The sequence below is a fragment of the Microbacterium sp. zg-Y818 genome, from assembly GCF_030246905.1.
Taxonomy (GTDB): Bacteria; Actinomycetota; Actinomycetes; order Actinomycetales; family Microbacteriaceae; genus Microbacterium.
Genome location: NZ_CP126741.1, coordinates 90,970 through 110,941 on the forward strand (window position 1 = coordinate 90,970; position 19,972 = coordinate 110,941).

Consider the following 19,972-nt stretch of genomic DNA (forward strand, 5'->3'; position numbering starts at 1 on the left):
CCAGGCTACGCCGCCCAGGCTGCGCCGGGTCCGACGGCCGAGGTGGCGGGCCCGGGGCCGGGCTACGCAGGGCCCGACGGGCCGGCGCCCGACGGTGCGGCCTCGGGCGATTCGTCCTCGGGCTCGGGCTGCATGTGCGCCACCAGGCCGTACGTCGCGGGCATGCCGGCCCGGTCGTCGCCGGGCAGGGGGCGGGGCGGGCGGCGGTAGAGCAGCCGCGAGGAGTCCAGCATCCAAGGTACGAGGGTCACGGCGACCCCGTGCACGAGCATCAGCCGCTGGGCGAGGCGACGGGCCCTCCCGTTGTGCAGGAAGGTCTCCCACCAGTGCCCGACGATGTACCGCGGCAGGTAGATCGTCACGACGGAGGAGCCGTGCTTCTGCCGGTACTCGCGGATGAACGTCTCCAGCGGGCCGGCGTACTGGCGGTAGGGCGATTCCAGCATGACCAGGGGCACCGGCACGTGATGCTCCTCCCAATCGGCCTCGAGCTGCGCCGTGTCGCGGGGCGTGACGGCCACGTGCACTGCGATCGTCGTGTCATGGCGGGCGGCCAGGGCGTAGTCGATCGCCTTCGCCGCGGGTTTGTGGAACGAACCGACGAGCACCAGGGCCACGTCTCCGCGGGATCCGAAGCGCACGCTGTCGTCGCCGATCGCCGTCTCCGTCTCGACGGCGAGGTAGTAGCGGCGCACGCCCATCATCAAGGCGGTCAGCAGCGGGATCGCCAGGAACACCAGCCACGCGCCGTGGGTGAACTTGGTCACCGTCACGATGGCCAGCACCACGACGGTCATCACGGCGCCGAGCGAGTTGACGACGCGGCCGCGCAGGGCGGCGCGGCGTTCGAGCGTGGCCCTGCGGGGGATCAGTCGCAGCTCGCGGTTCCAGTGCCGCACCATGCCGATCTGGCCAAGCGAGAACGATACGAACACGCCGATGATGTACAGCTGGATCAGCGTCGTCACGTCGGCCCGGAAGATCAGCAGCACCGTGATGGCGGCGATGCCCAGCAGGATCATGCCGTTGGAGTACACCAACCGGTCGCCGCGCGTGTTCAGCGACTTGGGCGCGTAGCCGTCGCTGGCCAGCACCGACCCCAGCAGCGGGAAGCCGTTGAACGCGGTGTTGGCGGCCAGCAGCAGCACGCACGCGGTGGCGGCCTGCACGATGTAGAACGGCACGGAGCCCATCCCGAAGGTCGCCGCGGCCACCTGCGCCATGAGCGACGGCTGCGGCAGCGAGCAGTCGAAGCCGATCAGTCGGCAGGGGTCTTCGGCGTACCGCACGCCGCTGACGAGGGCCAGGGTCGTGAGCCCCGCGAACAGCGAGATCGCGATGAGGCCCATGATCGCCAGGGTGGTGCGTGCGTTGCGCGCCTGGGGTGGGCGGAAGGCCGGCACGCCGTTGGCGATGGCCTCGACCCCGGTCAGAGCCGAGCAGCCGCTGGCGAAGGCGCGCAGCAGCAGCAGCACCACCGCGACCTGCGTGAGGCTCGCCGGCTCCACCCCGAAGTGCGCGCTGGATGCCACCGGCGCATCGCCCATCGCCCATCGCACCAGGCCGGTGACCACCATCACGCCCACCGACCCGATGAAGAGGTACGTCGGCAAGGCGAACGCGCGCGAGGCCTCACGCACGCCCCGCAGGTTCACCGCGACCAGCAGCACCACGAATCCGATGGCGAGCTCGACGCGCCACGGGTTCAGCGCGGGGAGGGCCGAGATGATGTTGTCGACGCCGGCGGCCACGGACACCGCGACGGTCAGGATGTAGTCCACCAGCAGGGCGGATGCCACGACGACCCCGGGCAGCTCGCCCAGGTTCGTGCGGGCCACCTCGTAATCCCCGCCGCCGGAGGGGTAGGCGGTGATCAGCTGGCGGTAGCTGAGCACGACCACCGCGAGCAGCACGATGACCGCGAGGGCGATCCAAGGGCTGAAGGTCAGGAACGAAAGCCCACCCAGCAGCAGGATCATCATGAGCTCCTGCGGCGCGTAGGCCACCGACGACAGCGCATCGGAAGCGAAGATCGGCAGTGCCATGCGCTTGGCCAGAAGCTGCTGGTCCTGCGTCGCGGATGTGAGCGGGTCACCGATCAGCAACCGCTTGACGGCGGGGGACTCCGCCGCCGAGTCGGGCTCTTCTGTGGTCACGGCGCGGCACGCTACGCCTGCGCGGTCAGGCGCGCAATGGGTGCGCGGCGTGCAGCCCGAGGGGTGCGCACTGAGGGGTCGGGCGACTCCTGGTGGGGCGCCGGTGCGGGGGCATGTGCCGGCCGGCCCGAAAGGAGGTGATCTGCCCGAATGCGGTGATTTCGCGGCATCCGGCCCTCATCCGGGCAGATGTCCGCGTTTCGGCAAGGGATGCCGCGGCGGCGGGCCAGCGGCCACCGGGAGGCAGGTCAGCCGGCGAGAAACTCCCGCGCAGCGACGACGAGGTTCTCCACGCCGCGGTCGATCGTGGGGTGCAGCACGGGGGCGAAGAACGGCGAGTGGTTCGTGGGGATGTCCTCGTCGATCGTCCCGCCCGCGGCGGCCCCGGCGTAGACCTCGGGGTCCACGCCGCCCCAGAACCAGAACACCAGTGGGGCGCCGCCGTCGCGGGCGAACCACGACACGTCCTCGCTGCCGGTGAACATTCCCGGGTCGATGACCGAACCCTCGCCGAAGCTGCGCTCGAAGGCGGAGACGAGGCGGGCGGTGGCATCCGCGTCGTTGATCGTCGGCGGCAGCGAGTGCTGAACGGCGATGACGGGCGGCTCCTCCGCGCCGGATGCCTCCGCCTCGGCCCTCACGACCCGTTCGACCTTCGCCATGATGCGCTCGCGCGCCGGCTCGTCGGTGTACCGCAGGCTCAGCTCGAGGCGTGCCTCGGCCGGGATGATGTTGTTCTTCAGTCCGGCGTGGATGGAGCCCACCGTGACGACGGCCATCTCGCGCGGGTCGACCTCGCGCGACACGACGGTCTGCAGCCGCATGACGGTGGCGGCGGCCATGACGACGGGGTCGATCGTGGCGTGCGGGCGCGAGCCGTGGCCACCTCGACCCAGCAGGGTGACCGTCAGCCCGTCGGATGCCGCCATCTGCGTGCCGCTGCGCACGCCGATGAGCCCGGCGGGGAGCGGGGTGAGGTGCTGGCCGAGCACGATGTCGGGGCGGGGGAAGCGGTCGAGCACGCCGTCGGCGATCATCGCCTGCGAGCCGGCGCCGTACTCCTCGGCGGGCTGGAAGACGGCCACCACGGTGCCCGACCAGGCATCCTTCGTCGCCTGCAGCCGCTCGAGGGCGCCGAGCAGCGCGGTGACGTGCATGTCGTGGCCGCAGGCATGCATGACCGGGACGTCCTGCCCGGACGGGTCGATGCCCCGTGCGGTGCTCGCGTAGGCCAGCCCGGTGCGCTCTTCGACCGGCAGGCCGTCCATGTCGGCCCGCAGCCAGACGACCGGGCCGTCGCCGTTGCGGATGACGGCCGCGACCCCGGTGCGTCCGATGCCCTCTTCGAACTCGATCCCCAGCTTCTCCAGGTTGCGGGTGACGACCCCGGCGGTGCGGGTCTCCTGAAAGGAAAGCTCCGGGTGACGGTGCAGATCGATGTACAGGGCTTCGAGGTCGATGCTCATGGCCAGAGCCTACGCGGGGCCGGCGGGGGCCGTCGGCCCCAGACCCCGGTCAGCCGCGGGCGGGAGCCCCGGTCGAGGGCCGCACCACGAGCTCGAACGGCAGCGCCGCCAGCGGCGTGGGTGCTTCGAGGGCCGCGAGCACCGCCTCGGCGGCCCGCAGGCCCTGGTCGTGCGGGAACTGGTCGACCGTGGTCAGCCCGAAGAACCCCGAGAGCTCGTGGCCGTCGACCCCGACCACCGACAGGTCGCCGGGAACGCTCAGCCCCAGGTCGCGGGCCGCGATCAGGGCGCCGATCGCCATCTCGTCGGATGCCGCGAAGATCGCGGTCGGGCGGTCGTCGCCGTCCAGCAGCCGCATGGCCGCCGCGTGCCCGCTCTCGATGGTGAAGTCGCCGTGCTCGTGGCGGGCGGAGGATGGGGGGATGCCGGCATCCCGCAGCGCCAGCTCGAACCCGCGCCGACGCAGCGACGGGATGCGCTCCCGGTCGGTGCCGTCGTCGGCGTCGTGCAGGGTGCCGATGTGCGCGAGGGCGCGGTGACCGAGCCCCGTGAGGTGGCCGGTGGCGAGGCGCGCGACGGCCACGTCGTCGACCGACAGGCTCGGCAGCGGTGGCTGGGCCGCCCCGAGCGCCACGACCGGCAGCCCGAGATCGGCCAGGCGGCTCACCTCTGATGGGTCCAGCGACATCGCGATGGCGATCACGCCGTCCACGCGCCGACGGCGCAGGAACGTCTCGAACACCGCCGCCCGCTCGACGGGGTCATCGGTCAGGGGGTAGAGGGTGATGTCGTACCCGGCACTCTGCAGGCCCGAGGCGATGCCGGCGAGCACGGTGGAGAAGTACCAGCGGTCGACCACCGGCAGCAGCACGCCGATGTTGCGAGCGCGGCCCGACGCCAGGCTCGACGCGGGCGCCGAGACGACGTACCCGAGTGCCGCGGCGGTGTCGAGCACGCGCGAGCGGGTGCCGGCCGAAACCTGTCCCCGCCCGCTCAGCGCGCGCGACACCGTCGCGGTGGAGACCCCAGCCGCGCGTGCCACCTCATCGATGCTCACCATGGCGTGGGGTCTCCTGTCGCGTCGATCAGGCCGTGCGCAGCCACACGGTGACGTCGGCAGGCAGCATGCCGTCGGTCACCGGCTCGCTCGCGACCAGCAGGTCGCCGGCGGGCAGCGCCACCGGCTCGGAGCCGATGTTCGAGACGACGGTCACGTCGCCGTTGGTGAAGGCCAGCACGTCGTCGCCGAAGCCGTCGATCCAGCGCAGCGTGCCAGCGCCGAGGCCGTGTGCGCGGCGCTCGGCCAGCAGGGTGCGGTACAGCGACAGCGTCGAGTCCGAGTCGCCCACCTGCCGGTCGCGGGCGAGGGTCGTCCACTCCGTCGGCTGCGGCAGCCACGACTGGCCGGTGGGGCTGAAGCCGTACGCGGGGGCGTCGGCGTCCCACGGGATCGGCACGCGGCATCCGTCGCGGCCGTATCGCTCGCCCTCGGTGCGGAACCAGGTCGGGTCCTGGCGGGCGTCGCCGGGCAGGTCGATGACCTCGGGAAGCCCGAGCTCCTCGCCCTGGTAGATGTAGGCCGACCCGGGAAGGGCGAGCATGACGGCGGATGCCGCGCGCGCGCGGCGCAGGCCGAGGACCGGCTCGGGCTTGCCGGGGGAGTCCGGGCCGATGCCGTGACCCTGGGGGTTCTCGGCCGTCAGCGCCAGCCGCGAGGCGTGTCGCACCACGTCGTGGTTGGACAGCACCCAGGTGCTGGGGGCGCCCACGGCGGGGTAGGCGCGCAGCGACTCGTCGATGACCGCGCGCAGCTCGGCGGCGTTCCACGGGGTCTCGAGGTAGGCGAAGTTGAACGCCTGGTGCATCTCGTCGGGACGCACCCACTTGGCGGTCATGTCCACCGTCGGCAGCCACGCCTCGGCGCAGAGCGCCCGGTCGCCGTCGTACTCGGCGAGCACGCGGTTCCAGTCGCGGTAGATGTCGTGCACGCCCTCCTGGCCCCAGTAGGGCACATCGGCCTCTTCGCCGCCCATCGAGCCGGCGTGCGGGTCGGGGGTGTAGTCGGGAAGGCCGGGCGCCTTGACCAGGCCGTGGGCCACGTCGACGCGGAAGCCGTCCACGCCGCGGTCGAGCCAGAAGCGCAGGATGCGGCGGAACTCCTCGTGCACGACGGGGTTGGACCAGTCGAAGTCGGGCTGCGACGAGTCGAACAGGTGCAGGTACCACTGGCCGGGCGTGCCGTCGGGCTCGGTCACCCGGGTCCACGCGGGTCCACCGAAGACCGACTCCCAATTGTTCGGGGGCAGCTCGCCGTTCTCACCCTTGCCGTCGCGGAAGATGTAGCGCGCGCGCTCGGGGCTGCCAGGCGCCGCGGCCAGCGCCTCCTGGAACCACACGTGCTGGTCGGACGAGTGGTTCGGCACCAGGTCGGCGATGATGCGGATGCCACGCGAGTGCGCGGCCTCGATGAGGTCGTCGAAGTCGGCGAGCGTGCCGAAGAGCGGGTCGACGTCGCAGTAGTCGGAAACGTCGTAGCCGGCATCCTTCTGCGGGGAACGCTGGAAAGGGCTCAGCCAGATCGCGTCGATACCGAGAGCCTGCAGGTCGTCGATGTGGGAGGTCACGCCGGGCAGGTCGCCCACGCCGTCGCCCGAGGCGTCGGCGAACGAGCGGGGGTAGATCTGATAGATGACGGCGGTGCGCCACCACTGGGAGCCGGGACGGGAATCCGCAGCGGCGGCGCCGGGGAGGGTGTCGGGAAGTGTCATGCGACCATGCTACTGCAAGCGCTTGCAGTGGGCGCGGGCGGGCGGTCGTTCCCAGGGAGCGTCGGAGGCGCCGCGCGTAGAATCGGCCGGTGACCCCCGAACCCGCCGCCCTTGCGCGCGCCGACTCGCTCATCCGCACGATCCCCGACTATCCCGAGCAGGGTGTGCTGTTCCGCGACGTCACCCCGCTGCTGGCGGATGCCGCCGCCCTCCGCAGCGTGGTCGACGCGATGATCGCCCCCTTCGAAGGCCGGTTCGACGTCGTCGCCGGCATCGAGGCGCGCGGGTTCCTGCTCGCGGGAGCCATGGCCACCGTCGCGGGGGTGGGTCTCGTGCCGATCCGCAAGGCCGGAAAGCTCCCGCGTCCGGCGGCGTCGGTGGCGTACTCGCTGGAGTACGGCACTGCGGCCATCGAGGTGCACGACGACATCGCCGAGGGCACCCGCGTGCTGCTGGTCGACGACGTGCTCGCCACGGGCGGCACCCTGGTGGCCGCGCACGAGCTGATGGGCGCCATCGGCGCAGTGGTCATCGGGACGTCGGTGCTCATGGAGCTCCCTGGCCTCGGCGGTCGCGAGGCCGTGGGTGACGTCTACTCGGTCTTCACCGGCTGACGCGAGCGACCGGACCGCACCCCGCTCAGGTGCGCACGACGATGTTGAGCGGCTCCTCGCCGGCGATCATGCGCTCCACCTGCCGACGGACGAGTGCGGCGATGCGCGGGCGCATCGCGCTCGAGGCGCCGCCCACGTGCGGGCTGATCAGCACCCCGGGCGTTCCCCACAGGGGGTGACCCTCGGGCAGGGGCTCGGGGTCGACGACGTCCAGCGCCGCGCGCAGCCGACCCGACGAGGTCTCGGACACGAGGGCGTCGGTGTCGACGAGGGAACCGCGGCCCACGTTGACGACGAGCGCGCCATCCGGCAGCAGCGCGAGCGTCTCGGCGTCGAGGATGCCGCGAGTCTCCTCCCCGCCCGGCAGGGTCAGCACGACGATCTCGGCCTCGGGGAGGAGAGCCTCGAGCTCGTCGATGCCGTGCACCCGCACGCCGTCCTCTTCGCGGGCGGTGCGTGCCACGACCGTCAGGTCGACCTCGAAGGGCAGCAGCCGCGCGGCGGTGGCCTTGCCCACGCCGCCGTAGCCGATCAGCAGCACCCGGCGGTCGGCCAGGCTCTGGGTGAACTGCGGCTTCCAGACCCCGTTGCGGGTGTCGACGGCGAAGTCGTCGATGCGGCGCTGGGCGGCGAGGATCAGTCCGACGGTGAGCTCGGCCGTCGAGGTCTCGTGCACGCTCGCGGCGTTGGCGAAGACGAGGCCCTTCGGCAGCTTCTCGGCGACGCCTTCGTATCCGATGGACTGCCCCTGCACGAGCCGCGGGGCGACTGCGGCCAGCAGCTCGTACGGGGTGTCGCCGTTCATGTACGGCGGAACGACGATGTCGATGTGATCGCGGGGCGCGTCGCCCGACAGATCCCACAGGACAACCTCGGCGCCGTCGGGCGCCGGGGTGAGGTCCTCCGCGAGCTGCTCGGTGGGAACGCTGACGAGAAGGGGAGGGGTGCCGGTGGTCATGCTCCGACGATAGTCACCCCTGGGGCGCGCGGGCCCGGACGATCAGGCTGCGGCGCCGACCACCGCGGCGATGGCCGAGGTGAAGAACGGCAGGCCGTCCACCCCCGAGCGCATGGCCTGGGGCGTGCCGGGGCCGAAGCCGGGCTCGACGGCGTGCTCGGGATGCGGCATCAGTCCGAGGACATTGCCGCGCTCGTTGGTGATGCCCGCGATGTCGCGGAGCGACCCGTTGGGGTTCACCCCGAGGTAGCGCAGCGCCACCAGACCCTCGCCCTCGAGGCGGTCGAGTTCGGACTCCGCCGCGACGTAGCCGCCGTCGGCGTTCTTCAGCGGGATGACGATCTCCTGGCCGGAGGCGAAGTCGCTCGTCCACGCGGTGTCGTTGTTCTCCACGCGCAGGCGCTGGTCGCGGCGGATGAACTGCTGGTGCGCGTTGCGGATCAGTCCGCCCGGCAGCAGGTGCGCTTCGACGAGCATCTGGAAGCCGTTGCAGATGCCGAGCACGGGCATGCCGCGCTTGGCGGCATCCTTCACCTCGGCCATGATCGGCGCGAGCGCCGCGATGGCTCCGGCGCGCAGGTAGTCGCCGTAGCTGAAGCCGCCGGGGAGCACGAGGGCGTCCACGCCCTCGAGGTCGTGCGAGCCGTGCCAGAGGGCGACCGGCTCCCCGCCGGCGATCTGGACGGCGCGGCGGGCGTCGCCGTCGTCGAGCGAGCCGGGAAAGGTGATGACCCCGACGCGCACCGTCATTCGACGACCTCGATGCCGACCACGTCCTCGATCACCGAGTTGGAGAGCACCTCGTCCGCGATGCGGCGGACGGCGGCGAGCGTCTCGTCGGTGACCTCGCCCTCGACGGTCAGCTCGAAGCGCTTGCCGATGCGGACGTCACCGAACCCCGTGACGCCGAGGCGCGTGAGAGCGCCGGCCACGGCCTTTCCCTGCGGATCCAGCAGCTCGGCCTTGGGCATGACGTCGACGACGATGGTGGGCATGGTGAGGCTCCGGATGTCGCGGGTAAGGGTGCCCGCCCAGTCTATGGGCGCCCGCGTGATCGCCGCTCCTGCGCGGCATCGTCCCGGGCCCCACAGCCCGTTATCGAACCGTGACTGATTTGTGGAGAGCGTTGCTTTGCGTTCGTGGGAGCGATCCCATACGGTGATCAGCAACCGGTGAGAGCGCTCCCACCCGAAGGGGGCGACGGCCGGTTGGCCCGCAAGACCCACCACCACAAAGGAGTGACCCGTGAAATCACGCGCACTGCGACGCACCGCCCTGCTGGCGGGCGTTGCGACCACAGCAATCGTCCTGGCCGGCTGTGCCGGCGGCGCCGACGCCGGCGACTCGACCGAGGGCGACGGACCCGTCACCATCACGGTCGCCACCTTCAACGACTTCGGCTACGCGCCCTTCATCGAAGAGTTCATGAAGGAGAACCCCGACATCAAGGTCGTGGAGAAGATCTCGGGTGGCTCGGACGAGTCCCGCGAGAACATGCTCAACTTCCTCGGCCAGGACTCGGGTCTGTCTGACATCGAAGCCGTCGAGGTCGACTGGCTCAGCGAGCTGATGCAGTATTCCGACCGCTTCGTGGATCTGACCGACCCGGAGCTGGAGGGTCGCTGGATCGATTGGAAGCAGTCCCAGGCCACCGACGCCGAGGGCCGTGTGATCGGCTACGGAACCGACATCGGGCCGCAGGGCATCGCGTACCGTGCGGACCTCGTCGAGGCGGCGGGGCTGCCCAGCGAGCGTGAAGCTTTCGCCGAGTACCTCGGTGGCGCCGACGCGACGTGGGACCGGTACTTCGAGGTCGGAGCGGAGTTCGTCGCGAATTCCCCGACCGGAGCCACCTGGTTCGACACGGTGCAGGGTGTCTACATGGCCCAGGTCAACCAGCTCGAGAACGCCTACGAAGAGAACGACGGCACGCCGATCGACCTCGAGGGCAGCGATGTCGAGGAGATCTTCACGACGATCCTCGAGCACGGCACCGAGGGCGGTCAGTCCGCGGGTGTCGGCCAGTGGACGGGTGACTGGGACGCCTACTACAACAAGGACGACGGCTTCGCCACGATCATGGCACCGGGCTGGATGCTCAACATCATCAAGGACCGCGCCGGTGCCGACTTCGCGGGCTGGGACATCGCGGATGTGCTTCCCGGTGGCGGCGGCAACTGGGGCGGCGCGTTCCTGACCGTCCCGACGCAGAGCAAGCACCCCGAAGAGGCCAAGAAGCTGGCGGCGTACCTGACCTCCCCCGAGGTCCAGCTGCAGCTCTTCCTCAACCAGGGCACCCTCCCCTCGACGGTCGAGGCGTTGGCCTCTGAGGAGTTGAAGGGCGCGACCGACGAGTGGTTCAACAACGCGCCGGTGGGTCAGATCCTCTCGAACCGTGCTGACGCCGTGACGGTCGTGCCGTACAAGGGCGCGAGCTACAAGAAGATCCACGACGTCATCGTCAACGGCATGAACCGTGTCGACGTGGAGAAGACGCAGGGCATCGACGAGTCCTGGGACCAGGTGCTGTCCGAGCTGGGCTCACTGAACTAATCCGCTGTCGGATCCCGCCCGGTACCTCCCGGGCGGGATCCGCCACCGGTCGGCGGGTCGATCGCCCGCCGCCCATCGTCTATCACTCCTCCTCGCCACGGATCGGAACTCACTGATGAGCAGCACGACGGCCCCCGCAGAGCCGGCCTCCCGCGCCCGGCCTAACAACGACGGCGGAGGGTTCCGCCAGACCCTCGCCAAGTGGGATTTCAAGGCCTCGCCTTACCTCTACATCGCCCCGTTCTTCATACTGTTCGGGATCTTCGGCCTTGCTCCGCTGATCTACACGGCGTGGGTTGCGGTTCACGACTGGCACATCATCGGCGGCCAGGGTGACTTCGTCGGACTCGACAACTTCACGGCGATCCTCGGCCAGGCGATGTTCTGGAAGTCGGTGTTCAACACCATCTCGATCTTCCTGATCGCCACCATCCCGCAGCTGCTGGCAGCGATCTTCATCGCCGCCGCCCTGGACAACAATCTGCGCGCGGGTACGTTCTGGCGCATGGGCGTGCTGCTGCCCTTCGTCGCGGCGCCGGTGGCGGTTGCGATCATCTTCTCCAACCTCTTCGGCAACGAGTTCGGCCTCATCAACAACATCCTCCAGAGCATCGGCCTGGACCCGATCCGGTGGACAGGCGAGCTCTCGAGCCACGTCGCCATCGCCACGATGGTCAACTTCCGGTGGACCGGGTACAACGCCCTGATCCTCCTGGCCGGGATGCAGGCGATTCCCCGTGACCTCTACGAAGCGGCGACGATCGACGGCGCCGGGCGCATGCGCCAGTTCTTCTCGGTCACCATTCCGATGCTGCGCCCGACGATCATCTTCGTGGTCATCACCTCGACGATCGGCGGTTTGCAGGTCTTCGACGAGGCGAAGATGTTCGGCGGTGGTGGCGGTGGCGGTGGCGGCATCGGCGGCGCCGACGGTCAGTGGAAGACGATCACCCTCTTCCTCTGGGAGGTGGGCTGGCGCCAGTCCAACCTCGGACGCTCAGCTGCCATCGCCTGGCTTCTGTTCCTGTTGATCGTGCTCATCGGTGCCCTCAACTTCTTCATCACCCGCCGTATCTCGTCCTCTGGAGGAAAGCGATGAGCGCCACGTCTGTCATCGAAGAGACTGCCGACGTCGTCCCCACGCCGGGTGCGCGTAAGCCGGGGTTCTCCCCGCGACGCAAGGCCTCTCGCAGCTACGGCGAGGGTCGTCGCGCAGGGTGGTTGACCTATGCGGTCCTCGGCCTCGTGATCGTCATCTCCGCCTTCCCGTTCTACTGGTCGATCGTCGTCGGCAGCTGGACGAACCAGATCATCTACTCCAGCGACATCACGCTCACGGTCGGCCCCAACCTCTGGGACTCGATCACCCGCGTCCTCAGTGCCGACATCAACTTCGCCGCAGCGACGCTGAACTCGATCATCGTGTCGGCGACGACGTCGCTCTCGGTGGTGCTCTTCTCCACCCTGGCCGGATTCTCGTTCGCCAAGCTGAAGTTCCGCGGCGCCAACGCTCTTCTGATCGCGGTCATCGCGACGATGGCTGTCCCGACGCAGCTGGGCATCGTGCCGCTCTACCTGCTCATGGGTGAACTCGACCTGCAGGGAAACCTGCTCGCAGTCATCCTTCCGGGCCTGGTCACCGCGTTCGGCGTGTTCTGGATGACGCAGTACCTTCGTGAAGGTCTGCCGGACGAGCTGATCGACGCAGCCCGCGTCGACGGCGCGTCGATGATCAAGACGTTCTGGCACGTCGCCCTGCCGGCCGCGCGCCCGGCTGCCGCGATGCTGTTCCTCTTCACATTCGTCGGCAGCTGGACCAACTTCTTCTGGCCCTACGTGATCCTCGACAACCGCAACGGCACGCTTCCCGTGGCACTGCAGGGGCTGCAGTCGCAGTACTACACCGACTTCCCGCTCATCCTCACGGGAGCACTGCTGTCCACTCTGCCGCTGCTCATCATGTTCGTCTTCGTGGGCAAGCAGCTGGTCAGCGGCATCATGGCGGGCGCTGTCAAGGGCTGAGCGTCGACCGTTCCCGACGCCGCGTAGGAGTATGGGCGTGTTCATCGCGCCATCTCAGATTGGATTCACCGAGTCATGAAGTTCACCGATGGCCTCTGGCACGTGCGCCCGGGTGTGGAAGCGCTGTACGCCCAGGAGGCGTATGCGATCGACGTCGAGCCGGAGCGGGTCACCGTTCTCGCACCCACGCGCGTCATCGCGTCGCGCGGAGACGTGCTGAACCGGCCGACTCTCACCGTGTCGCTGTCCTCGCCCGCTGAGGGTGTGATCGGCGTGCGCGTCAGCCACCACAAGGGCGGACGGCGCTCGCCCGGCTTCGAGCTCCCCGGTGCCGGCGAGGTCGAGGTGGAGACGTCGGAGGATGCCGAGACGGTGCAATTGCGCTCGGGGTCACTGACGGCGCGCCTGAAGCGCGGCACGTCGTTCCAGCTCGATTTCGTGGACGACACCGGAAGGGTGCTGACGTCGGCGGGGTCCAAATCGCTGGCGCACATGCGTCTCGCCCCCGACGCCGCGGTGACGACGGAGCCCGCGGGCATCGCCGGTGTCACCGAGACCGGACTCGCCCCGGCGCGCGCCTACACGCTCGCGCAGCTGGACCTCGCCGTCGGCGAGCTCGTGTACGGGCTCGGCGAACGGTTCGGTCCGCTGGTCAAGAACGGGCAGACCGTCGACATCTGGCACGCCGACGGCGGCACCTCCAGCGAGCTGGCCTACAAGAACGTCCCCTTCTACCTGACGAACCGCGGGTACGGGGTCTTCGTCAACCAGCCTGAGCACGTGTCCTTCGAGGTGGCGAGCGAACTGGTCGAGCGCGTGCAATTCGCCACGGCAGGCGAGTCGATCGAGTTCTTCGTGATCGCGGGCCCCACCCCCGCTGACGTGCTGCGCCGCTACACCGCGCTCACCGGCCGGCCGGCGGCCGTGCCGGACTGGTCCTATGGTCTGTGGCTGTCGACCTCGTTCACGACCGATTACGACGAGGCCACCGTCGGGAGTTTCATCGACGGGATGGCCGAGCGTGGCATCCCCCTCGAGGCCTTCCATTTCGACTGCTTCTGGATGCGGGAGTTCGAGTGGACGAACCTCGAGTGGGACCCCCGCACGTTCCCTGACCCGAAGGGCATGCTCGAACGGCTTCATGAGCGCGGGCTTCACGTGTGTGCGTGGATCAACCCGTACATCGCCGAGCGCAGTGCGCTGTTCGACGAGGGCGCCGAGCTGGGCTACCTCGTGCGGCGTCCGGATGGTTCGGTCTGGCAGTGGGACTGGTGGGTCGCGGGGATGGCCCTGGTCGACTTCACCAACCCCGACGCGACCCGGTGGTTCCAGGAGAAGCTGCGGGAACTGGTGCGCGGCGGCGTCGACGCGCTGAAGACGGACTTCGGCGAGCGGATCCCGACCGACGTGGTCTGGCATGACGGAACCGCCCCCGAGACCATGCACAACCTCTACACGCAGCTCTACAACCGCGCAGTCTTCGAGGTCCTCGAAGAGGAGAAGGGCGCCGGCGAGGCGGTGCTGTTCGCACGGTCGGCCACGGCGGGCGGTCAGCAGTTCCCCGTGCACTGGGGCGGTGACAACTCGTCGTCGTTCATCTCCATGGCCGAGACGCTGCGCGGAGGGCTGTCCCTCGCCTTCAGCGGGTTCGGATACTGGAGTCACGACATCGGCGGGTTCGAGGGCCTTCCAGACGCCGCGGTCTTCAAGCGGTGGGTCGCCTTCGGCGCGCTCTCGAGCCACACGCGCCTGCACGGTTCCACGAGCTACCGCGTGCCGTGGGCATTCGATGACGAGGCCGTCGACGTCACTCGGCGCTTCGTCCGTCTGAAGCTCTCCCTCACGCCCTACCTCCGTGCCGCCGGCGACGCAGCGCACACCCAGGGCCTGCCGATCATGCGTCCCATGCAGCTCGCCTTCCCGGGCGACCCGGCCGTGGACAACCTCGATCGTCAGTACCTGCTCGGCGGTGATCTGCTCGTCGCCCCCGTGTTCAGCGCCGTCGGCGACGTGGACTTCTACCTGCCGACCGGGGAATGGACGGACTATTTCACCGGCGAGCAGCTCTCGGGCGGCCGTTGGGTGAGACGGACGTGCGGCTTCGACGAGATTCCCCTCTACGTGCGAGAGGGTGCGGTCATCCCCGTCAGCGCATATGAGGACACGGCGGAAGACGTCGACCTCGAGGGCCTCACGTTGTTCGTGGCCCCGGGCGAGCAGGGAGTCACGACGGTTCGCGTGCGTCCTACCGGCGGGACCGATGTGGAGTACGTGGTCGAACGCACAGCCGATGGCATCAGCGTGCGCGGACCGGGTACGTTCCGGGTCGCGCCGGTCGGTCGACCCGACCGCGCCGTGACGGCTGTCGACGGGCGGGCGGAGGTTTCGCCGTGAATCCCCGACCTTTCCCCAGCGATTTCCTCTTCGGCGCCGCGACCGCGGCGTACCAGATCGAGGGCGCCGCCCATGAGGACGGGCGGCGGGACTCCATCTGGGATGCCTTCTCGCGTGTTCCCGGTGCCGTCATCAACGCCGACAACGGCGACGTCGCCTGCGACCACTACCACCGCTACCGTGACGACGTCGCGCTGATGAAGCGCATGGGCCTGCAGACCTACCGGTTCTCGGCGTCCTGGTCGCGCGTGCGACCGGACGGCGGAGCGCTCAACCCGGCGGGGGTCGACTTCTACAAGCGGCTGGTGGACGAGCTGCTCGATGCCGCCATCCTTCCCTGGCTGACGCTGTACCACTGGGACCTGCCGCAGGCGCTGCAGGAGCGGGGCGGCTGGACGAACCGCGACACCGCTGACCTCTTCACCGAGTACGCGCTCGACATGCACGACGCCCTCGGCGACCGCGTGCAGGCGTGGACGACGCTCAACGAGCCGTGGTGCTCGTCGTTCCTCAGCTACACCGCGGGCCTTCACGCGCCCGGGCATCAGAGCGTGCGCGAGGGTGTGCTCGCCGCGCACCACCTGATGCTCGGACACGGCCAGGCCGTGCAGGAGCTGCGCCGCCGCGACCCCGCCCTGAAGCTGGGCCTGACGCTGAACCTGACGGTGGCGGATGCCGTGGACCCGGCGGATGCCGCCGACGTCGACGCCGCCCGCCGCATCGACGGCCAGTTCAACCGCTGGTTCCTCGACCCGATCTTCCGGGCGGAGTACCCGGCGGACACCGTCGAGGACATCCGCCGGGTGGATGCCGAAGCCATCGCCGCGCTCGAGGCCGCCACCCGTCCCGGGGACCTCGAGACCATCGCCACCCCCATCGACACCCTCGGCGTGAACTACTACCACGGCGAGTATGTGGGCGGACGTCCGCCGGCCGTCCCGGTCGACGGTGGCGACGCGCCCACCGAGCGGCAGGGATCCTCGCCGTTCCCCTCGCACGACGGCATCCACTGGCACGATCGCGGGCTTGCCCGCACATCGATGCACTGGGAGGTGCAGCCCGAGGGGCTGACCCGCCTGCTGCGGCGGGTGCAGGACGACTACACCGGCCGTCTCGGCATGCCGCTGTACGTCACCGAGAACGGCGCGGCCTACGACGACGTCGAGGTGCAGGAAGACGGCGAGACGCGGGTGCACGATGGTGACCGTGTCGAGTTCGTGCGCGGGCACCTCGGGGCGATCCTCGACGCCCAGGATGCGGGCGTCGATGTGCGCGGATACTTCTATTGGTCGCTGCTGGACAACTTCGAGTGGGCCTGGGGCTATGAGAAGCGGTTCGGGATCGTTCGCGTGGACTACGCCACGCAGGCGCGGACTGTGAAGGACAGCGGCCGCGAGTACAGTCGGATCATCGCGGAGCGGGCGCTCGATGTCCCGCCCGCCGGTTAGCGGCGACGTCATCGGGAGACGCATGGGCACGGACGAACTGCGAGGCGCCGCCACCATCGAGGAGGTCGCCGCTGCCGCGGGGGTCTCGCGGTCGACGGTCTCGCGCGTGGTGAACGGATCGACCGCGGTCAGCCCGTCGGCACTCGAGGCGGTGAACCGCGCCATCGCCGAGCTGAACTACGTGCCCAATCGGGCTGCACGGTCGCTGGCGAGCAGGCAGACGCTCGCGATCGCATTGGTGGTCCCTGAGGACGTCACCCGCTTCTTCGGCGACCCGTTCTTTGCGGCGATCGTGTCGGGCATCAACGCGACCCTCAGCAGGTCGGACTACGTCCTGAACCTCTTCATCGCCAACGACGACCCGGGCGACAAGACCACCAGCTACCTGCGCAGCGGCGCGGTCGACGGCGCGATCATCGTTTCGCACCACACCAGCGACACGTTCATCGACCGCATCGCCGCTGCAGTGCCGGTGGTCTACGGCGGCCGGCCCGGCCGGGAGCGCGGGAACGACTACTACGTCGACGTCGACAACGTCGGGGCGGGCATCGCCGCGACCCGGCACCTCATCGCCCGCGGGCGGCGCAGGCTCGCGACGGTCGCGGGACCGCTGACCATGCCGGCATCCGTCGACCGACTCGAGGGATTCCGTGCGGCGCTCGCCGAGGCTGGGCTCGAGGAGGTCGGAGTCGAGGGCGGCGACTTCACCGCTCAGGGTGGCCGGGAGGCGACGCAGCGCCTGCTCGAGGCGGGCGCCCCCTTCGACGGGCTCTTCATCGCCAGTGACCTCATGGCCCGCGGGGCGCTGGTGGCGCTGGACCGCGCAGGGCTGCGCGTTCCGGACGACGTCGCGATCGTAGGCTTCGACGACTCTCCGGTGGCGGCGACGCTGACTCCGCCCCTGACGACCATGCGTCAGCCGTCGTTCTTGCAGGGCGAGCAGATGGCCGCGACGCTGCTGGATCTGCTGGCCGGCCGCAACCCGCGGCGGGTGAAGATGCTCGAGACCGAGCTCGTGGTGCGCGCTTCGACCTGACCCGCCCGCCTGCCGCGCCCGGTCCGCCGCCCCCGCTCTGCCCGCTCCGCCCGCTGCGCCCGCTGAAACGACAACTGGCGGCCGAGACGGTGGGGAACAACCACTGTCTCGGCCGCCAGATGAGGTCTCACGGTTCGCGTGCGGCGGGCCGTCGCGCGCGGCGGGCTACTCCTGCAGGTCGCCGCCCAGCTGGCCGACGGCGGGGAGGGGGCCGCCGTCGTCGGCGCCGGTGCGGCGCCAGCGGGCGATGGCGTTGCCGCCGTGGTAGATCGCGAGAGCCGCGACGGTGCCGAGCACGATGGCGCCGAACTGCAGCGAGCCCCAGTCCATCGTGAAGCCGGCGATCGCGATGATGAACGACACCGCGACGGTGTACTGGTTCACCGGGCGGGAGAAGTCCACGCGGTTGTCGACCCAGATCTTGATGCCGATGACGCCGATCAGGCCGTACAGCGCCGTCGTCACACCGCCGAGCACACCGGCGGGGATCGTGTTGAACAGGGCGCCGATCTTGGGCGAGAACGCCAGCAGGATCGCCACGATGCCGGCCACCCAGTAGGCCGCGGTCGAGTAGACGCGCGTGGCTGCCATGACGCCGATGTTCTCGCCGTAGGTCGTCGTGGCCGAACCGCCGAAGCCGCCGGCGAGCATCGTCGCCGCACCGTCGGCGATGAGCGCCCGGCCGGTGTGCTTGTTGATCGAGGGGTCCTCGGTCATGGTGGCGACACCGCGCACGTGGCCGACGTTCTCGGCGATCAGCACGAGCACGACGGGGAGGAACATCGGCACGAGCGCCCACGCGGCGGGGTCTGCGAGACCGGCCAGGTGGAACTCCGGCAGCCCGATCCACGCCGCCTCGTTGACCGAGGTGAAGTCGATCTGACCAGTGAAGGCGGCCACGAGGTAGCCGACGATGACACCGAGGAAGATCGAGATGCGCCCGAGGAACCCGCGGAAGAGCACGCTGAACAGCACGACGGCCACCAGGGTGATGGTGGCCAGCTCCGGCTGCAGGCGGAAGTTGTCCCACGCGGCGGGGGCGAGGTTGAAACCGATGAGCGCGACGATCGAGCCCGCCACGACGGGCGGCATGAGCTTCTCGATCCAGCCGGTGCCGACCGCCTGCACGATGAAGCCCACCGCGGCCAGCAGCGCACCGGCCACGACGACGCCCACGAGCGCCTGCGTCAACTGCTGCGGGGTCTCCAGCGCCTGGCCGCTGTTCAGCGCCGTGATCGGCGCGATGAACGCGAACGACGACCCCAGGTAGCTGGGCAGGCGGTTCTTCGTGATGAGAAGGAACAGCAGCGTCCCGAGGCCCGAGAACAGCAGCGTCGTCGACACCGGGAAGCCGGTGAGGATCGGCACGAGGAAGGTCGCGCCGAACATCGCCACGACGTGCTGAGCGCCGATGGCGATGGTGGCGCCCCAGCTCAGACGTTCCTCGGGCTTGACGACGGCTCCGCGTTCGACGTGGCGGCCGTCACCGTGCAGGCGCCAGATGGCCATGGGACTCCTCGGGTCAGAAGAACAGGGGGGAAGACGAATCCCATTATCTGGGAAAAACCTGTGAAGTCCTGCGTGTGTGACGTCAGATTCCCGTGAGTCGCTCCAGCAGTTCCTGATATCGCGCGGCGGTGCGTTCGACGACGTCGGCGGGAAGCGGCGGCGGGGTGCCCTGCTTGTCCCAGTTCGCGGCGAGCCAGTCGCGCACGATCTGCTTGTCGAAGCTCGCCATGCGCGCGGCGGGGGTGGTGCCGGAGTGCCAGGCCGCGGCATCCCAATAGCGCGACGAATCACTGGTCAGCACCTCGTCCGCCAGTGTCAGCACGCCCTTGTCGTCGAGGCCGAACTCGAACTTCGTGTCCGCGAGGATGAGCCCGTGCCGCTCGGCAGTGGCGGTGGCGCGGGCGTAGATCTCCAACGACGTCGCCCGCAGCTCCTCGGCGCGCTCGCGTCCGACGAGCTCCACGGTCTGGTCGAACGAGATGTTCTCGTCGTGCTCGCCCATCGGCGCCTTGTAGGCCGGGGTGAAGAGCGGCTCGGGAAGGCGGTCCCCGTCGCCGAGGCCTGCCGGCAGCGGGATGCCGCACACCGTGCCCTGCGCGCGATACTCGGCCCAGCCCGATCCGGTGAGATAGCCGCGCACGACGCACTCCACCGGCAGCATGTCGAGCGAGCGCACCACCATGGCGCGCCCGGCGACCGCATCGGGCACGAGCGAGTGCGGCTCGTCGTCGTTGCCGAGCACCACCGTCGCGGCGAGGTGGTTCGGGATGCCGCGGCCCCCGTCGCCGCGGGCGAGCTGATCGAACCACCACAGGCTCAGGGTCGTCAGCAGCACCCCCTTGCCGGGGATGCCGGGCTCGAGCACGTGGTCGAACGCGCTCACGCGGTCGCTGGCGACCACCAGCACCCGATCCTCCGATCCCGGGGTGGCGGCGGAGGGGGCGTACAGGTCGCGCACCTTGCCGGAATAGACGTGGCGCCAGCCGGGCAGGTCGGGGGAAGTCACCTGCCCATTATCGACGGACGTAGGCCGCCGCTCGCACCGTGG

16 protein-coding genes are annotated in these 19,972 nt (G+C 69.8%); 7 read left to right on the forward strand and 9 right to left on the reverse strand.

The features are described 5' to 3' along the window. Nucleotides 1-62: 62 nt before the first annotated feature. From QNO21_RS00390 to QNO21_RS00405, 4 genes are all read right to left on the reverse strand, one after another. The gene (locus QNO21_RS00390; protein ID WP_257519927.1) at nucleotides 63-2,045 is read right to left on the reverse strand and encodes an APC family permease; all 1,983 of its coding nucleotides are present in this window, start codon (nucleotides 2,043-2,045) and stop codon (nucleotides 63-65) included. A gap of 359 nt (nucleotides 2,046-2,404) precedes the next feature. Further along, entirely contained in the window at nucleotides 2,405-3,622 is a 1,218-nt protein-coding gene (locus tag QNO21_RS00395) for an amidohydrolase (RefSeq protein ID WP_257513954.1), read from the reverse strand. Nucleotides 3,623-3,671: 49 nt separating this feature from the next. Further along, nucleotides 3,672-4,682, reverse strand: a complete 1,011-nt coding sequence (locus QNO21_RS00400; protein WP_257519754.1) for a LacI family DNA-binding transcriptional regulator — start codon at nucleotides 4,680-4,682, stop codon at nucleotides 3,672-3,674. Nucleotides 4,683-4,707: 25 nt separating this feature from the next. Then, on the reverse strand, nucleotides 4,708-6,390 hold the full coding sequence (locus tag QNO21_RS00405; RefSeq protein WP_257519755.1) for a glycoside hydrolase family 13 protein: 1,683 nt from the start codon (nucleotides 6,388-6,390) through the stop codon (nucleotides 4,708-4,710). An 89-nt stretch (nucleotides 6,391-6,479) separates the two neighbouring features. On the opposite strand from QNO21_RS00405, the gene QNO21_RS00410 reads away from it, so the two are divergent. Then, nucleotides 6,480-7,004 carry an adenine phosphoribosyltransferase gene (locus QNO21_RS00410; protein ID WP_257519756.1) on the forward strand — a complete coding sequence of 175 codons (525 nt, stop codon included), beginning with the start codon at nucleotides 6,480-6,482 and terminating at the stop codon, nucleotides 7,002-7,004. A 25-nt stretch (nucleotides 7,005-7,029) separates the two neighbouring features. Here the strand turns inward: QNO21_RS00410 and QNO21_RS00415 are convergent, their stop codons facing one another. Genes QNO21_RS00415 through purS form a run of 3 tightly spaced genes read right to left on the reverse strand, consistent with a single transcriptional unit; the run spans nucleotide 7,030 to nucleotide 8,957 of the window. Further along, entirely contained in the window at nucleotides 7,030-7,962 is a 933-nt protein-coding gene (locus QNO21_RS00415) for a 2-hydroxyacid dehydrogenase (RefSeq protein WP_257519757.1), read from the reverse strand. 42 nt (nucleotides 7,963-8,004) lie between these two features. Further along, entirely contained in the window at nucleotides 8,005-8,712 is a 708-nt protein-coding gene (gene purQ, locus QNO21_RS00420) for a phosphoribosylformylglycinamidine synthase subunit PurQ (RefSeq protein WP_257519758.1), read from the reverse strand. Next, a complete protein-coding gene (purS, locus tag QNO21_RS00425) occupies nucleotides 8,709-8,957 on the reverse strand; it encodes a phosphoribosylformylglycinamidine synthase subunit PurS (RefSeq protein ID WP_257519759.1) in 249 nt (82 codons plus the stop codon). The genes purQ and purS overlap by 4 nt, the downstream gene beginning before the upstream one ends. A gap of 250 nt (nucleotides 8,958-9,207) precedes the next feature. Here purS and QNO21_RS00430 point away from each other — a divergent pair, with 250 nt between their 5' ends. The 6 genes from QNO21_RS00430 to QNO21_RS00455 all read left to right on the forward strand — a co-directional run bounded on the left by QNO21_RS00430 (nucleotide 9,208) and on the right by QNO21_RS00455 (nucleotide 17,415). Next, nucleotides 9,208-10,515 (forward strand): ABC transporter substrate-binding protein, encoded by a 1,308-nt coding sequence (locus QNO21_RS00430; protein WP_257513962.1) that lies wholly within the window; start codon nucleotides 9,208-9,210, stop codon nucleotides 10,513-10,515. A gap of 115 nt (nucleotides 10,516-10,630) precedes the next feature. Next, nucleotides 10,631-11,614 carry a carbohydrate ABC transporter permease gene (locus tag QNO21_RS00435; RefSeq protein WP_257513963.1) on the forward strand — a complete coding sequence of 328 codons (984 nt, stop codon included), beginning with the start codon at nucleotides 10,631-10,633 and terminating at the stop codon, nucleotides 11,612-11,614. Beyond that, nucleotides 11,611-12,537, forward strand: a complete 927-nt coding sequence (locus QNO21_RS00440; RefSeq protein ID WP_257513964.1) for a carbohydrate ABC transporter permease — start codon at nucleotides 11,611-11,613, stop codon at nucleotides 12,535-12,537. Before QNO21_RS00435 ends, QNO21_RS00440 begins: the two co-directional genes overlap by 4 nt. A gap of 75 nt (nucleotides 12,538-12,612) precedes the next feature. After that, nucleotides 12,613-14,931, forward strand: a complete 2,319-nt coding sequence (gene yicI, locus QNO21_RS00445) for an alpha-xylosidase (RefSeq protein ID WP_257519760.1) — start codon at nucleotides 12,613-12,615, stop codon at nucleotides 14,929-14,931. Next, nucleotides 14,928-16,379 (forward strand): GH1 family beta-glucosidase, encoded by a 1,452-nt coding sequence (locus QNO21_RS00450; protein WP_257519761.1) that lies wholly within the window; start codon nucleotides 14,928-14,930, stop codon nucleotides 16,377-16,379. Before yicI ends, QNO21_RS00450 begins: the two co-directional genes overlap by 4 nt. A 22-nt stretch (nucleotides 16,380-16,401) precedes the next feature. After that, complete coding sequence (locus QNO21_RS00455) at nucleotides 16,402-17,415, forward strand: LacI family DNA-binding transcriptional regulator (RefSeq protein WP_257513967.1); 1,014 nt, start codon at nucleotides 16,402-16,404, stop codon at nucleotides 17,413-17,415. A gap of 165 nt (nucleotides 17,416-17,580) precedes the next feature. Here QNO21_RS00455 and QNO21_RS00460 read toward each other — a convergent pair whose 3' ends face one another. After that, nucleotides 17,581-18,924: a uracil-xanthine permease family protein gene (locus QNO21_RS00460; RefSeq protein WP_257519762.1), complete on the reverse strand. Its 1,344-nt coding sequence runs from the start codon at nucleotides 18,922-18,924 to the stop codon at nucleotides 17,581-17,583. An 82-nt stretch (nucleotides 18,925-19,006) separates the two neighbouring features. Continuing rightward, nucleotides 19,007-19,930, reverse strand: a complete 924-nt coding sequence (locus tag QNO21_RS00465; RefSeq protein ID WP_257519763.1) for a phosphoribosylaminoimidazolesuccinocarboxamide synthase — start codon at nucleotides 19,928-19,930, stop codon at nucleotides 19,007-19,009. Nucleotides 19,931-19,972: the final 42 nt, after the last annotated feature.